The following is a 15,652-nucleotide window of genomic DNA, read 5'->3' as shown; positions in this document are numbered from 1 at the left end:
TCGATCTTTATTGTTCTGGATAAAATCCACCATTATTTGTGTGGGCGGTCGAGCTCCGCCTGGGCGAAAAAAGCGGCTGCTTTACGTAGAATTTCATTGGCACGTTTTAATTCTTTAATTTCACGTTCCATTTGCTTCATTTTTTCTTGGTCAGATATCTGTTGTACTTTGGCAGGATTTAGTTGATCCATATGCTTTAAATACCAAACACGCAATGTTTCAGGAGTACAGCCAATCTTAGGTGCAATAGCTGTGATTGCAGCCCAAGTAGAAGGATAATCTTTTTCAGATTCAATCAATAATTGAACCGCTCTATCTCTGATTTCAGGGGTGTATTTTACTTTTTTCATCGGGACATTCTCTCAAGAAAAGTGGTCTCCGACAAACCCGGTACGGTTCAATGTGATGTATGCAACCAATCAACGAAACTGGAGTTTGGCACTTTATCGGCGCATTGGGGCTATGGTTCCAAGCATGACGGGGAAAGATATGAATTGCAGTTATGTGAGAAATGTTTCTTTTATGCCTTGGCGACATTAAGAAAAGAGCGAGCAAATGAGTTTATGTTTGATGAAAATTTTAACCCTTCAACCCTAGATGGGTTTGGGTTGAAGTGAACCTATAATCGCGACAGGTTCTAGAATCCAGAAAATATTTATTCAGATCCAAGCCAGCAGCTTCATTTTTAATGGCGAGTAAGGGATTCAGGAAAAATATTGTTCTTTGCTTCAAGGTCACTGATTTCTGAAAAGGCCTTAATACCGCCTGCGGCTTTAATTCCATCTAAAGCGACAGATAGAGCTTCCTGATCTGATGGGAATGTTTCATCCCATACCGTAGAAGTACCATTTTGGTTTACCACTTCCAGTGTCCAGTCACTATCAGGTAATCGATAAATTAGAACTTCAATTTGCTCATTATCCTCTTGTAAAATTTGAGACAAGGGAGAATCGATTAAATCATTTTCATCATAATCCAGAGTACTGTCATGATCAGACATCAGCGGCAGCCTTTATTGTATTTAACATCTTTCCATAGTAATGAATGAATTAAATTTTGCCTATAGGAATGAATGTTATGGGTGCAAAGAATGGGTAAATTTAAAAAATAATAGCCCCGACAATAAAACAAAATAATCCAAAAATTACCCAAATCCAGACATTCGATTTGGGTTGTTCGGTATTTGATGTATAGAGTGGTTGTTGTTCCTGAGCAGGATTTTTTTGGTTGCCAACTCTGTTTTTATAGGGCTGGTGCTTGGAATAGGATAGGCCTGTGCCAGGAATACCAACGCTGGTTCGGGTGCCTTTTTTGCCAATATTTAAAGAAGCACCAGGTTTGCCAATGTTGAACCGTTGTATGGGTCTGGAAGATGCCTACCCATTCAAGCTGACCGAAGCGGTAAAAGACAAGCTTCGATTTATACATCGGCATGTACTGGAAAAAGTTTTTAAATCATCCAAATGATCTCTAAACGACAAAAAACTGAATGCAATAAAATGAATAAAGCCCGTATACAACGGGCTTTATTTAATGATCAACGCGATTAAACGTATTAAGCGGTTTTCATTGAACCGGTTTCTTCAAATTGGGCATGCCAAGACAAAGCTTCATTCAATAAATGTGGTGTCTGACCACCACGCGCGCAGGCACGTTCAAAATAATAATTTAAACTATCACGGTAATCTGGATGAGCACAGATATCGATAATCTTGCGGGCACGTTCACGCGGTGCCAAACCACGCAGATCTGCCAAACCTTGCTCAGTCACCAGAATATCAACATCATGATCGGTATGGTCGGTATGGCTGACTAGGGGAACGACTGAAGAAATCGCACCACCTTTGGCATAGGATTTGGTCACAAAGATGGCAATATGCGCATGACGGGTAAAATCTCCCGAGCCTCCAATGCCGTTCATCATCTTGGTTCCAGTAACATGGGTTGAATTCACATTTCCGTAAATATCAAACTCAAGTGCTGTATTAATCGCAATAATCCCGAGACGGCGAATCAGTTCAGGATTATTGGAAAGTTCCTGTGGACGCAAGACAATTTTATCTTTGTATCGATCAAAATTGTTCATCACTCGTGCGGCACAGTCATCGGTCAGGGTCATGGAGCAACCTGAAGCAAAGGTCATCTTGCCTGAATCGATAAGCTGGAAAGTGCAATCCTGCAAGACTTCAGAATACATTTCCAGATTATTGAAATTGGAATGTTCGAAGCCGGCAAAGACCGCATTGGCCACGGAGCCCACACCGGATTGCAGCGGCCCCAGATTTTCAGGTAAACGCCCTGCTGCCACTTCCTGTTCAAAGAAATGAATCAGGTGACTGGCAATCGCCAGCGTTTCTTGATCCGGTTCGTCCATGCCAAAGGAAGTGTCTGGAATCTCATTGATGACAATCGCAGAAATTTTTTCAGGTGCAACATGAATCCCGATTGTTCCAATTTTGTCACTGGCTCGAGTCAGAGGAATTGGCTCGCGGTTTGGGCGCGCTTGAGGTACATAGATATCGTGAACACCTTCTAGCGCGGGATTAATCGTCATATCAATTTCAATAATGACCCGATCTGCCATTTCGATGAAATTTGCAGAATTTCCGCAAGAGCCTGTCGGAATAATCTGACCGTCTTCAGTAATCGCAGTTGCAGCAATTACAGCCACATTAATCGCTGGCAAGTTTTTATGACGGATATTATCGGCCAGTTCAGAGAGATGCTGATCGACATACATCACTTCACCGGCATTAATTGCTTTACGTAAAGAAGGATCTGCCTGATAAGGATAACGGCGGGTTATGACATGTGCTTCATTGAGTTTTCCATCAATCCGGTTCCCCAGACTTGCACCTGTCGCCAAGGTAATATGAATTGGATACTTCTGTGCATATTCAGCCAAGGCCAAAGGCACAGTTTTCGCTTCACCTGCCCCCCCAAAACCACTTAAACCAACTACATCGCCATCTCGAATCAGTTGTAGTGCTTTTTCGACAGATACGACTTTATCTTGTAATGGGAGCAAACGAATGCGCTCTAAACCCTTCATAAAAAATCTCAAAAATATAAAATAAAGAGGCATCTGCTCCTGATGAACCAAGAGCATTAGCGTCTAAATCAATCAATAATTAATTTTGCTAATTCGAGCATTGAATTTTGGCTGGACTTAAACCAGTTCCACTGCAATCGCAGTTGCTTCACCGCCACCGATACACAGTGCGGCAATACCTTTCTTGCCACCAGTACGTTTTAAGGCATGAATCAAGGTCACAATAATACGGGAACCAGAAGACCCCAGTGGATGACCGAGCGCACATGCGCCACCGTTGATGTTGACTTTTGCAGTATCCAGTTTAAAGCCATCAATGGCTAGCATCGTCACCATGGCAAAAGCCTCATTAATTTCCCAGAGGTCCACATCAGCGGCATCCCAACCGGTTTTTTTCAGGACTTTTTCAATCGCACCGACAGGTGCAATGGTGAATTCCGAAGGATGCTGCGAATGGCTGGCATAGGCCAAAATATTAGCCAGCGGTTTTAAGTTACGCTGTGCAGCAATTTCACTAGAGGTGACCACCAGTGCTGAAGCACCGTCTGAAATTGAACTGGCATTTGCTGCGGTAATGGTTCCGTCTTTTTTGAAGGCTGGACGCAAGCTTGGAATTTTGTCCGCTTTGGCATTTAAAGGCTGTTCATCCTGCTCAACCACCACATCGCCTTTACGGTTACTGACAGTGACTGCTACGATTTCATCTTTAAAGAAGCCTTGCTGAACAGCCGTCACCGCTTTGTTTAATGAGCCAATGGCATAATCGTCCTGCTGTTCGCGTGTATAGCCTTTTTTATCTGCCATTTCCTGTGCCAGAATTCCCATCGACAGACCTGTTTCTGCATCTTCCAGACCTTCCTGGAACATGTGATCCGTGACTTTGCCATGTCCCATACGGAAACCGGCACGTGCCTTGTCCATCAAATATGGCGCATTAGACATAGATTCCATGCCACCTGCGACCACAATTTCAGCCGAACCCGCTTTGATTGCATCTGCTGCCTGCATCACCGCTTTCATGCCTGAGCCACAGATTTTATTGATCGTGGTGGCGCCTGTTGAATCCGGTAAGCCAGCTTGACGCATGGCCTGACGTGCCGGGCCCTGTTTTAAACCCGCCGGCAGTACACAGCCCATAATTACTTCATCAATATCGTTTGCAGTTAAACCTGCACGAGCTACAGCTTCCTTGATCGCCACAGCACCCAAATCAGGCGCCGTACAGCTTGAAAGTGAGCCTTGAAAACCGCCCATTGCGGTACGTACAGCTTCTACAATTACAATCATTCTAATCTCATCCTTTTTCATCATTGTTATTTAACACCGCACAGTAGCAGCTCTGCAGTGTTTGTCCTTCGCAATATTTGCCGGTTTAAGCCTGTGCAGTGAAATAGTCTTCAGGTAATTGCATGACCAGTTCTGCACCTGCCTGAATACGTTGAATTCGGGCACTCAAATCCGGGAGAATTTTGGCGACATAATAGTTCGCCAGTACCAATTTGTTCTGGAAATAGCTATCGTCTTTCGTTGATGCAGCTTTGCTGATACGCGCATACATATACACAAAGCTGAGCAGACCCACCGCATGCAGATAATCGACCGCAATCGAGTTGGCAAAGTCCGGATTCAGTTGAGACTGCTCGACGATAAAGCCGGTGATGTCTTCCAGTTGCTGACAGGTCTCTAATGTCGCCGCTTTAACCGTCAATGAATCATCCAGACCTTGGGCGAACTCGCGGATTTCAGCGATATACTCTGCAATATAAGCACCTTTACATTTGGTGGTTTTACGGCCAATCAGGTCAATTGCCTGTACACCATTGGTGCCTTCATAAATCTGTGAAATGCGCAGATCGCGAATACATTGTTCCATACCCCATTCACGGATATAACCATGACCACCGAAGCACATTTGCGCTTCCAGTGCAGAATCCAATGCTTTATCAGTCAGATATGCTTTGGCAATTGGGGTTAACAGAGCCACACGGTCGGTCGCTTTACGCACAGCTTCAGCATCGGTCGAATATTTGGTGATATCCAGCTGCTGACCGACATAGACAGCAAAGGCACGAGATGCTTCATTGTTGGCGCGCACATTCAGCAACATCCGGCGCACATCACCATGTACCAGAATCGAATCGGCTGGTTTTTCCGGTGATTTCGCACCGGTCGAGGCGCGTCCCTGTAAACGGTCTGTCGCATATTGTGCCGCATTCTGATAAGCAAATTCTGCCGCGCCAATGCCCTGAATTCCCATCGACAGACGTTCGTAGTTCATCATCACGAACATGCCGGCCAGTCCTTCATTTTCGTTACCGACCATATAAGCTTTGGCACCATCAAAGTTCATGACGCAGGTCGCCGAGCCTTTAATTCCCATCTTATGTTCGATTGAACCCGCAGATACTGCATTACGTTCACCGAGTGAACCATCTGCATTCACCAGAAATTTCGGTACAATAAACAGGGAAATGCCACGTGAACCAGCGGGTGCATTTGGTGTTTTCGCCAGCACCAGATGAATGATATTTTCACTCAGGTCATGTTCACCGCTGGTAATAAAGATTTTGGTGCCACTGATGTTATAGCTGCCATCTTCATTGGGTTCAGCCTTGGTTTTGATTATGCCAAGATCAGTACCCGAATGTGGCTCAGTCAGACACATGGTGCCCGACCATTCGCCCGTATAGAATTTTGGTAAATAGGTTTCTTTCTGTTCTTGTGAAGCACGATCATTAATCGCCATGCCTGCACCCACGGTTAACAGCGGGTAAAGCATAAATGATGGATTGGTACTCCAGATCATTTCATCGGCCAGCACGGTCAGCATTTTTGGCATATTCTGCCCGCCCCATTCTTCACTGGCACCTAAACCTACCCAGCCACCTTCAGCAAACTGCTTAAAGGCATCTTTAAAGCCTGTAGGTGTGGTCACTTCACCATGTTTAAACTGAGCACCACCTTCTTCATCCGCAGGACGATTCAGGTCAAGAATGACATTCTTGGAAAATTTGGCCATCTCTTCCAGAATTGCATTTGCAGTTGCCATATCTAAATGTGCAAGATTTTCATTACCTTGCCAAAATTGTTCAGCTTGAAACACATCATTTAAAATAAATTCCATGTCTTTTAGCGGCGCATTATAAATAGGCATTCTTACATTCCTTAACTGGTGATACTCAATTCTGTTGCTGAGCGTTTTATAATCATTGATTAATGAAAATCTTTTTTATGATTATACTTCAATCAATGCATATCAATCGAAAATCATCATCTCGAATTAATCCAGCAGTAAATCTCATTCAACTAAATAAGCGACATAAAATTTAAAAACCAAAGCTTCATGTCACCGTTATTTACTGAACCAAGCAGGCTTAAAATGATTCTTATTTCACCGCTATAATCCTTTGCCAGGACGGTCTTAAACCGAATAATGATTTCACTTGATGTGCTGAAACAATAAAATAATTATGCTGAAAATGGAATTTTATTTAGCAAAGTTGATCTCTAGGGTTCAGTTTTCTTGACAATATTTCCAGACTGACACCATATATATTTTGTCAGCAGGTGCTGCATAAATATACAAAATTAGATAAATATCACGACCTTAGTTTTATAGCTATCTTGGGTAAAATTGAATATTCTTGAAAGGTTCTTTTTCGAAAAATATGGACCAAGAGGATGACGACTGTAAGACAGCAGAACTTCCTTCTTCGTAAAGAGAAGATCCTGAGCATGGCTGAAAGCCTGCTACTGGACAATAATCAGGACATTACCCTGAGTGAGCTGGCCAGTGAACTGGACATCGCGAAAGGAACGATCTACAAGCATTTCAAAAGCAAGAACCAGTTATATTTAGAACTAATTATTCTGAATGAAAAAAGAACTCTGGAAATATCAAAAAAATATAATAACGATATTAAAAATTATGTTTCGCAATATATGCTCTATCACATGCTCAATTCCAATCGCACCATCCTGTTGCATGTGATTGAAGAGCGTTTAACCAATAACGAAAAAAATCTGAAAGATTTATTTCAGGAGCTTTATCGGATTCGCGAAGAACGGATTATCTGGATTAAAGACATGACCCATGATTATCTGGTGGCTTTAGAAAGTGCCATGTCGATTCGGGATTATTTGTCTTATATCTGGACCGTGACTTATGGTGCTTCACTATTATTAAATTCGACCAATTATCAAAAAGCGATTGGTTCACGTGAACGCCTGATTAAGCTATATATTAATCAGGCGCTGATGACCCCGGATAAAATCTCATCAGTATAATCACTAAAATAAAAAATGCCTGATTCGATCAGGCATTTTTTATCTGGCTATATGATTTCATAAGATCACTTTCGCGATCTAACTCGACAACCATCAGGCAGCCACAGGCGGGAAACCATCTTCGGTTAAAGCTGCAACAATCTCAGACTCACTGGCTGTCGATTCAACTTCGACCAGTTTAGTGGCCCCATCAATATTCACAGTGGCATTTTCATCCAGATCTTTAATTGAACCGTACCGGGTTTGTCGGAGACTTTTTTATTTAAGTTAGGCCACCTGACCTAACGGGTTAATCTTATCATAGTACATTGCTTCAAACTCAAAAGGCGATACATAACCCAGTGCACTGTGTACACGCTTTTTATTGAACCAATCTACCCAGTTTAGTGTCGCAAGTTATACATCTGCTAAACCTTGCCAATCTGCTTTTAAATATTCAATCACCTCTGTTTTGTATAAGCCATTCACCGTTTCAGCCAGAGCATTATCGTATGAATCACCAGTTGTACCGACTGATGCTCGTAAATTTGCAGCTTCTAAACGATGAAGCATATTCAGCAGATATTGCAGTCAGGGACTTTTACTTCGACATATAAGTTTGCTTTGCTGATAAGTATCACGCGTCTGGCGATTGAACAGGGGCAAGATACCGGTGCTGCCTTGCATTTGGACTATCAGGATATTGCGGAAAAGTTTATTGACCTGTACTGGAAACAGTCTCTGCCGTTTCAGTTTAACCAGTATGAGCCTTTTACTATTCATCAAAGCACTGGTAAGCAGGCAAAGATCATCAGTGAAATTCAGAATGCACAGCAACAATTCAAGACCTTGGCCGCGTTGAGAAAGGATGTATTTTACTGGAACAGGCTAAAGCGAACAGTTGCGACAACGGTAAAGCAAATGCCGGTAGTATATTTGCAGAATCTGAATGGTCAAACGGTAGAATTTCTCTATTGCCTTGAAGACTCCAAACAGTCCCTCAGGCTTTTACCCAAAGTGATGTATTGCTTAAGACAATTCAGTGAAATTATTGAAGAGCTGTGCCAAAAGCGCTGGATTGATTTTGTCCGACTGAACAAGCAGAACCTAGTTGTACTTGATGGCTTGCCTGACCTAGATGAATTCATGTTTGCTCCAAGTCGTAATCAATTGGGGCAGGTCGCGGACTTCTTAATCGACTTACAGCAATGCCAGTGTTTTTACTGTGGCAAAAGCCTGAAAAACTCAAAATATGCCGTGGATCATTTTATTCCCTGGTCTCTATATCCTGCCGATACCGGACATAATTTTGTCCTGGCAGATGATAAATGTAATTCACAGAAAAGTAATTATCTAGCGTCCGAGCAATTCCTAGATCAATGGAGAGAACGTAATCATCTGCATGATCAGGCGATTAGTCGGGAGATTTCGCAACTCGGTTTTTTGACCGATCTGCGGCGTTCACATCGGGTTGCAGACTGGGCCTATCAGCAGGCGATTGAGCATGAGTATTTAGTCTGGTTGGGGGGCAAAGATAAACAGATATTGGCTCATCCTATATCTGGTGTCTTTTGAGACGGTTATTCTTTGCAGAGATTCTGTTATCCAAAGACCAATATTTTCAAGAACAAATTGAATATTCAGCAAGATAGTATTCTATAGACAGCTGAATTAGAGCTTTCAGCCCTTACAGACTTTTAACTGGAGGCCTTCATTCTCACAATATGCTGCTACAAAATTTAGAATATTCACCTGTTTGGAGCTTGAGTTGACAGATCACTTGGCTTGAGCACGACAAATAATGTCCTTTTCCACCTTTTTACTGCTGTATGATTTAGAATTTTAGGTAAAATCATTTGATTAATGATTTACTTATTTGGACTTCCATAACAATGACCCAAGTACAACTGCAACAATTACAAAAACAACTTTGGAATATTGCCAATACTTTGCGCGGTACCATGGGCGCCGATGAATTCCGTGATTACATTCTGGGTTTTATTTTCTTTAAATATTTATCAGAAAAGTCGGTGAACTTTGCCAACGAATTGCTCGATGGCGAAGACCTCAGCTTTTTAGAATTAGATGAAAATAATCCTGAGCATGTGCCATACATCGAAGAAATTAAAAAGAATGCCATTGCCGAAGTCGGTTATGCGCTCACACCCAAACAGCTATTCCATACCTTAGCCGAGCGTGGTCGTCAGGGCGAATTCATTTTGGATGATTTAACTTCGACCTTAAAATCAATTGAACAAAGCACTTTAGGCACCGACTCTGCCGATGACTTTGCCAACCTGTTTGAAGATTTGGATCTAAACTCGACCAAGCTTGGCAATAATGCCAGTGACCGTAATGCACTGGTGGCGAAAGTCCTGAGTCATTTAGATGATATTGATTTTGATATTAGTAATACCGAAGCCGATGTACTGGGTGATGCTTACGAATACCTGATTGGTGAGTTTGCCTCAGGCGCGGGCAAAAAAGCGGGGGAATTCTATACCCCGCAAACCGTATCGACTTTACTGGCGAAGATTGTCACCCAAGGCAAAGACCGTTTACGTTCAGTCTATGACCCGACTTGCGGTTCAGGTTCGTTGTTGCTACGGGTAAAACGTGAAGTAAAAGATGTCGATATGATTTACGGTCAGGAAATGAACCGTACCACCTACAACTTGGCGCGCATGAACATGATTCTGCATGACGTGCATTTTGCCAAGTTCGACATCAAGCAGGAAAATACTTTAACCCGTCCGCAGCATTTAGATAAAAAGTTTGATGCGGTGGTGGCGAATCCGCCATTTTCTGCAAAATGGTCTGCCGATCCGTTATTTTTACAAGATGAACGCTTTGCCGCGTATGGCAAATTGGCGCCAAGTTCTAAAGCTGATATGGCTTTTGTACAGCACATGCTGTATCAACTGGATGATAATGGCACCATGGCGGTGGTGTTACCGCATGGGGTATTGTTCCGTGGTTCGAGTGAGGGCGTGATTCGTCAGTATTTGATTGAACAGATGAACGTGGTGGATGCCATTATTGGTTTACCCGCCAATATTTTCTATGGCACTTCAATTCCGACCTGTATTTTGGTGTTGAAGAAAAACCGTGAGCAGAGCGGCAATATTCTGTTTATTGATGCCAGTAACGATTTTGAAAAGCAGAAGAATCAAAACAAGTTATTGCCTGAGCATTTGGATAAGATTGTAGCGGCATTTGAAAAGCGTGAAAATATTGAAAAGTATGCGCATGTGGCGACTTTGCAGCAAATCAAAGACAACGATTACAACCTGAATATTCCGCGTTATGTGGATACTTTTGAAGCGGAAGCCGAGATTGATTTAGATGTGATTGCAAAACAGCTTCAAGCTTTGGAACAAGACAGCCAAAAAACCGATGCCATCATTGCAGATTTTTGCAAAGAGCTAGGCATTGTTTCACCGTTTGCGGAGGTGAAGTAATGGCTACGCCTAAGTTAAGATTTAAAGATTTTGATGGGCATTGGACAAAATCAAAATTAGGTGATTTATGCGTAAGAAATTATCAAGGTATCAATACTGTTGCAGATAAAGTCGAATATCAAAAAACTGGATATCCAATATTACAGGCCAAACATATTACAAGTGAAAAATTAGATTTCGATGATGTTAGATTTTTATCTGATTTAGATTTTGAAAAATACAGAAAAAAATACATCCCGAAAACCAATGATATTCTTTTCTCAAATATTGGAACTATCGGTAAAGTTGTTTTGGTTGGAGAAAGTGAACCTTTTTTTATTGCATGGAATATTTTTTTAATTTCTGTCAAGACTGACTTAGTTGCGCCATTTTATTTGGCTACATATTTAAGACGACTGACTTCATTAAGTTACTTTGATAATTTACAAACTGGTAATGCAACTAAGTTTATTAATAAAACAGACTTGTTGGATACGGGAGTTACCTTACCATCTAAACTCGAACAAACCAAAATCGCCTCTTTTCTTTCTGCTGTGGATGAAAAGATTAGCCAACTCACGCAAAAACACGAACTACTTAACCAGTATAAACAAGGCATGATGCAAAAGCTGTTTAGTCAGCAACTTCGTTTTAAAGCGGATGATGGGAGTGAGTTTGGGGAGTGGGAGGATAAACCTCTAAATGAAATTGCTTCAAAAAGATCAGGGAAAAATAAAGATGGAAGTATTTCTGAGGTTTTAACAAACTCTGCCACTCAGGGAATTATTAAACAAAGTGATTATTTTGAAAGAGAAATAGTTACCGAATCAAATTTAAACGGTTATTACATCGTAAATTTAGATGACTTTGTATATAACCCTCGAATATCTGTTCATGCGCCTGTTGGACCAATCAAACGAAATAAAAAGTGTTTAGGTGTTATGTCGCCACTTTATACAGTCTTCACAGTGGTCGAAGGAAACTTGGCGTATTTGGAATACTTTTTTGATAGTAATTTCTGGCATGATTACGTCAAAGGTGTGGCAAATTCAGGTGCTAGACATGATCGAATGAATATTACTAATAAAGATTTTTTCGACATGCCTATTTTATATCCTTGCCTAGAAGAACAAACCAAAATCGCTAACTTTTTATCAGCCATCGACCAAAAAATTGAAGTCGTGGCACAGCAAATTGAACAAGCCAAACTTTGGAAAAAAGGCTTGTTGCAGCAGATGTTTGTGTAGGATGGATATGAAGAAATTTGATGGTTCTACAGTCTTGGAAATATTTGCTGGTAACGCTAGTTTGGCTATAGTTGATTCAGTAACATTTGGCTTGGGATCAGCCTTTCGTAACTCAACGAAAGAAAGTGCTGAGCATATCAGGCAGTGCAATGATGCTTTATACCAAATGCGAATAGCTACTTTTTTAGAAACTGTAGAATTGTCTGCGGAAGAAGTAGAATTTTTTTTAAATGAAAATGCTGATCACCTAAAATTAGGACTTAGTATCATCAGAGAGTTAGAAACATTTTTATGTGACAAGCAGGCAGAAATGTCTGCCATAAATTTTAGATTATTAGTCCAAGGTAAGATTGATAAACCAATATTTTATAAGACACAACATGTAATTAGTCGACTGAATGAATACTTGTTAAGTCAACTTGAAAAAATTAAACCTGATTTGAGCTTAAGGTGCAGTATAAACGATAAATATGCAGAATTTTATGACGAATTTTTTAATTCAGATTTTAAATCTGAAAAAGAGTTTTATAAATTTAATTCTGGCTTATATGCATACTCTCATGAAGAATTCCGCAATTTAACAGTTTCTCAAGAGTTCGCTGGTTTTGATTTTCTTAAACAAAAAGCTAATAGTTTAAATATAGGACAAACTGAAGAGCATTTACTAACCTACGTAAGAACAAATTTTTTCCTTTGGTTTTATTTCAAAATTTATAATTTAAAGTGACGGTAAGATGACAGTACAAAGCGAATTCCAACTTGAAAACGAATTGATCGGCCAGCTCAAGCAATTGGGCTATGCCACTGTGAGCATCAAGGATGAAAGCCAACTACTGTCTAACCTCAAAACCCAGATTGAACGGGCCAATGGACTTGCGCCACTGTCAGAAACGGAGTGGAAACAGGTCATCAGTTTTTTAAACACAGGCACAGTGTTTGAGCGCGCCAAGAATCTGCGTGATCTGTTTCCAGTCAAATTTGATGACGGCAGCAGCAAACACATCTTTTTTCTCTCGGATGACCCAAGCAAGAACATCTATCAGGTGACGAATCAGATCACCATTGACCACCGAGACTACAATGGACGTACCAGCCGTTTTGATGTAACCCTGTTGGTCAATGGATTGCCATTGGTGCAGATCGAGCTAAAAAAACGCGGCATGGAAATCGCCGAAGCTTTTAATCAAACCCAACGCTATATTCGTGAAGCCTATTGGGCTGGGCAAGGGCTATTTGGCTTTATCCAGCTGTTTGTGATTAGTAATGGTGCCAATACCCGTTATTACTCCAACGGCACCACAGGCATCGAGTTTGCCTTTCCATGGGCGGATGTCCATAACAAACACATCAATGAAATTGTCGACTTTGCCGAAACTTTTTTCAATCAGCAGCATCTGACCCAAATGCTGACCCAGTACATGGTGCTGCTAGAAACCACCAAAAGCCTGATGGTGCTGCGTCCCTATCAGATTTATGCAGTACAGAAAATTGTGGAGCATGTGCAAAACTCCGATCAGAACGGCTATATCTGGCACACTACAGGTTCAGGCAAAACCCTGACCTCATTTAAAGCCAGTCAGATCATCATGCAAATGCCTGATGTGGAAAAAGTTCTGTTTGTGGTCGATCGTAACGACCTCGATACGCAAACCTCACGCGAATTTAATGCTTTTAAAGCCGACAGCGTCGACAGCACCGATAACACATCGACCTTGGTAAAACAGCTCGATCAACGTCATGACAAACTGATTGTGACCACCATACAAAAGCTCAATCGGGCCATCAGCACCGAACGTTATTTAGAATCGATTGATTATCTTAAAAATAAAAAAGTGGTCTTTATTTTTGATGAATGTCATCGCAGTCAATTTGGTGAGACCCATCAGAACATCAAAAAATTCTTCAGCAATGCACAAATGTTTGGTTTTACTGGTACGCCTATTTTTGAAAAGAATAGCCAAAGCAAAGCAGGTTTAAAACTCACCACAGACTACCTGTTTAATGAATGTTTGCATAAATACGTGATTGTAGATGCGATCCGCGACCGTAACGTCTTGCAGTTCCAGATTGATTATCGTGGCAAATACACCGCCAAAGGCATGGCGACGAATGAAAGTTATGAGGAAGACGTAGAAGGCATCGATACCAAAGAACTGTATGACAACCCACAACGCCTAGAAATGATTGCCCGCTACATTGTCAATATTCACGATACCAAAACCCGTAATCGTGAATTCACGGCAATGTTCTGTGTCAGTTCGGTCGAAACACTGACCCAATATTACGACCTCTTTGAAAAGGTGCAGGCTGAAAAACAAATTGAAGATGAAGCACAAGGTCGGATATTTAAACCGTTGACCATTGCCACCATCTTTTCCTATGCGGCAAATGAGGCTGTACCGACTGATGACTTAACTGGCTTGATTCACGAAGAAGCCGCAGATATTCCAACTCAGGTCAACTCATCCAGTCGGGATAAGCTAGATCGCTACATTGCCAATTACAACCGACAGTTCAAAACTAACTACAATTCTGGTGATCAATTTTATGCGTACTACCGCGACATTGCACAGCGCGTAAAAAACAGACAGATTGATATTCTAATCGTGGTCAATATGTTCCTCACGGGCTTTGACTCTAAGCCGCTAAATACCTTGTATGTCGATAAAAACCTAAAATATCATGGCTTGATTCAAGCATTCTCACGCACCAACCGTGTCTACAACGATAAAAAACCATTTGGTAATATCATCTGTTTCCGTAACCTGAAACGCGCCACAGATGAAGCGCTGGCGCTATTTTCCAATAAAGAAACGACCAAGATCGTCCTTGTTCCAAGCTATGCGGAAATCGAACAGGATTACCAAGCAGCGGTGAGCAAACTGTTTGCCTTAACGCCCAATTACCAATCAGTCGATGATCTTGTTACTGAAGAACAGCAACTGGAATTTATTAAAGCTTTCCGTGAAGTGATGCGCTACAACGCGCAATTACAAACTTTTATTGAGTACGATCAAGACCAAACACAACTGGATAAGCAGCACTTTGCGAATTTCGCCTCTAAGTATGCTGACCTATGCCGTGCCGTTAGAAAGACCACCAAGAAAGACAAAGTGTCGGTATTGGATGATGTCGATTTTCAGCTGGATTTACTGCACAGTGACCGCATTAATGTGGGTTATATCATCAACCTGCTACAACTGGTCGTGGACACAGACTCAGAGGACAAGCGTCAGAAGTACCAAGCGCAAATTTACGATTTAATCAGTAGCGATATTAGCTTGCACGATAAGCAAGACCTGATTCAAAAATTCATTGAAGAAAACATGCCGAAGATGATCAATGGTCAAAGCGTCCAAACGGCTTTTGCTCAGTTCTGGGATGCTGAAAAAGAACAGGCCTATCAGCATCTTTGTAAAGAAGAAAACCTGAAACCAGAAGCGATGAAGCAGGTTCTGGAGCATTATGAGTTCACCAAACGCCTACCACGTAAAGAAGAGTTGAAGGACTTACCAAACTATAAAGTGAAGCTGTTTGAGCGGGAGAACGTGTTTAGCAATTTGCTGGTCAAGACACGGAAACTGATTGAAAAATTTTATGTGGGGTTTTAAATTGTCAAAGAAGTAAAGCACCTTAGTGGTGCTTTA

11 protein-coding genes and 5 pseudogenes are annotated in these 15,652 nt (G+C 41.5%); 8 read left to right on the top strand and 8 right to left on the bottom strand.

The features are described from left to right. Window positions 1–350, bottom strand: a pseudogene (locus tag E0H79_RS14070) (transposase); the annotation flags it as partial. A 6-nt stretch (window positions 351–356) separates the two neighbouring features. Between E0H79_RS14070 and E0H79_RS15605 the strand changes: the two are divergent. Further along, entirely contained in the window at window positions 357–617 is a 261-nt protein-coding gene (locus E0H79_RS15605) for a hypothetical protein (protein WP_042068790.1), read from the top strand. A gap of 68 nt (window positions 618–685) precedes the next feature. Here the strand turns inward: E0H79_RS15605 and E0H79_RS14060 are convergent, their stop codons facing one another. Together E0H79_RS14060 and E0H79_RS14055 are read right to left on the bottom strand one after the other, a co-directional pair. After that, on the bottom strand, window positions 686–1,000 hold the full coding sequence (locus E0H79_RS14060; RefSeq protein WP_004974321.1) for a hypothetical protein: 315 nt from the start codon (window positions 998–1,000) through the stop codon (window positions 686–688). 100 nt (window positions 1,001–1,100) lie between these two features. After that, window positions 1,101–1,361, bottom strand: a pseudogene (locus E0H79_RS14055) (DUF4236 domain-containing protein); the annotation flags it as partial. Here E0H79_RS14055 and E0H79_RS14050 point away from each other — a divergent pair. Continuing rightward, window positions 1,339–1,467: pseudogene (locus E0H79_RS14050) on the top strand (putative zinc-binding metallopeptidase); the annotation flags it as partial. The pseudogenes E0H79_RS14055 and E0H79_RS14050 overlap by 23 nt on opposite strands. An 88-nt stretch (window positions 1,468–1,555) precedes the next feature. Here the strand turns inward: E0H79_RS14050 and E0H79_RS14045 are convergent. From E0H79_RS14045 to E0H79_RS14035, 3 genes are all read right to left on the bottom strand, one after another. Beyond that, window positions 1,556–3,052, bottom strand: a complete 1,497-nt coding sequence (locus E0H79_RS14045) for a succinate CoA transferase (protein WP_004974323.1) — start codon at window positions 3,050–3,052, stop codon at window positions 1,556–1,558. A 117-nt stretch (window positions 3,053–3,169) separates the two neighbouring features. Further along, a complete protein-coding gene (locus E0H79_RS14040) occupies window positions 3,170–4,345 on the bottom strand; it encodes a thiolase family protein (RefSeq protein WP_171062587.1) in 1,176 nt (391 codons plus the stop codon). A 79-nt stretch (window positions 4,346–4,424) separates the two neighbouring features. Further along, window positions 4,425–6,206 (bottom strand): acyl-CoA dehydrogenase C-terminal domain-containing protein, encoded by a 1,782-nt coding sequence (locus E0H79_RS14035; RefSeq protein ID WP_004974325.1) that lies wholly within the window; start codon window positions 6,204–6,206, stop codon window positions 4,425–4,427. 527 nt (window positions 6,207–6,733) lie between these two features. On the opposite strand from E0H79_RS14035, the gene E0H79_RS14030 reads away from it, so the two are divergent. Then, complete coding sequence (locus E0H79_RS14030; protein WP_004974328.1) at window positions 6,734–7,339, top strand: TetR/AcrR family transcriptional regulator; 606 nt, start codon at window positions 6,734–6,736, stop codon at window positions 7,337–7,339. Window positions 7,340–7,432: 93 nt separating this feature from the next. Here E0H79_RS14030 and E0H79_RS15535 read toward each other — a convergent pair. Beyond that, window positions 7,433–7,570, bottom strand: a pseudogene (locus E0H79_RS15535) (heavy metal transporter); the annotation flags it as partial. 36 nt (window positions 7,571–7,606) lie between these two features. Next, a pseudogene (locus E0H79_RS14025) lies at window positions 7,607–7,885 on the bottom strand (integrase core domain-containing protein); the annotation flags it as partial. On the opposite strand from E0H79_RS14025, the gene E0H79_RS14020 reads away from it, so the two are divergent. The 5 genes from E0H79_RS14020 to E0H79_RS14000 all read left to right on the top strand — a co-directional run bounded on the left by E0H79_RS14020 (window position 7,883) and on the right by E0H79_RS14000 (window position 15,616). Further along, a complete protein-coding gene (locus E0H79_RS14020) occupies window positions 7,883–8,893 on the top strand; it encodes an HNH endonuclease (protein ID WP_004974329.1) in 1,011 nt (336 codons plus the stop codon). The pseudogene E0H79_RS14025 and the gene E0H79_RS14020 overlap by 3 nt on opposite strands. A gap of 317 nt (window positions 8,894–9,210) precedes the next feature. After that, window positions 9,211–10,779 carry a type I restriction-modification system subunit M gene (locus tag E0H79_RS14015; RefSeq protein ID WP_131261967.1) on the top strand — a complete coding sequence of 523 codons (1,569 nt, stop codon included), beginning with the start codon at window positions 9,211–9,213 and terminating at the stop codon, window positions 10,777–10,779. After that, window positions 10,779–12,005, top strand: coding sequence for a restriction endonuclease subunit S (locus E0H79_RS14010; protein ID WP_131261966.1), 1,227 nt, complete (start codon window positions 10,779–10,781; stop codon window positions 12,003–12,005). Before E0H79_RS14015 ends, E0H79_RS14010 begins: the two co-directional genes overlap by 1 nt. A 7-nt stretch (window positions 12,006–12,012) precedes the next feature. Continuing rightward, a complete protein-coding gene (locus E0H79_RS15340; RefSeq protein ID WP_165492548.1) occupies window positions 12,013–12,732 on the top strand; it encodes a hypothetical protein in 720 nt (239 codons plus the stop codon). Between the two features lie 7 nt (window positions 12,733–12,739). Then, a complete protein-coding gene (locus E0H79_RS14000; protein ID WP_131261965.1) occupies window positions 12,740–15,616 on the top strand; it encodes a type I restriction endonuclease subunit R in 2,877 nt (958 codons plus the stop codon). Window positions 15,617–15,652 lie beyond the last annotated feature (36 nt).

This window comes from Acinetobacter sp. ANC 5045 (assembly GCF_004331005.1).
GTDB lineage: Bacteria > Pseudomonadota > Gammaproteobacteria > Pseudomonadales > Moraxellaceae > Acinetobacter > Acinetobacter towneri.
This window is presented reverse-complemented; position numbering and strand designations above follow the sequence as displayed.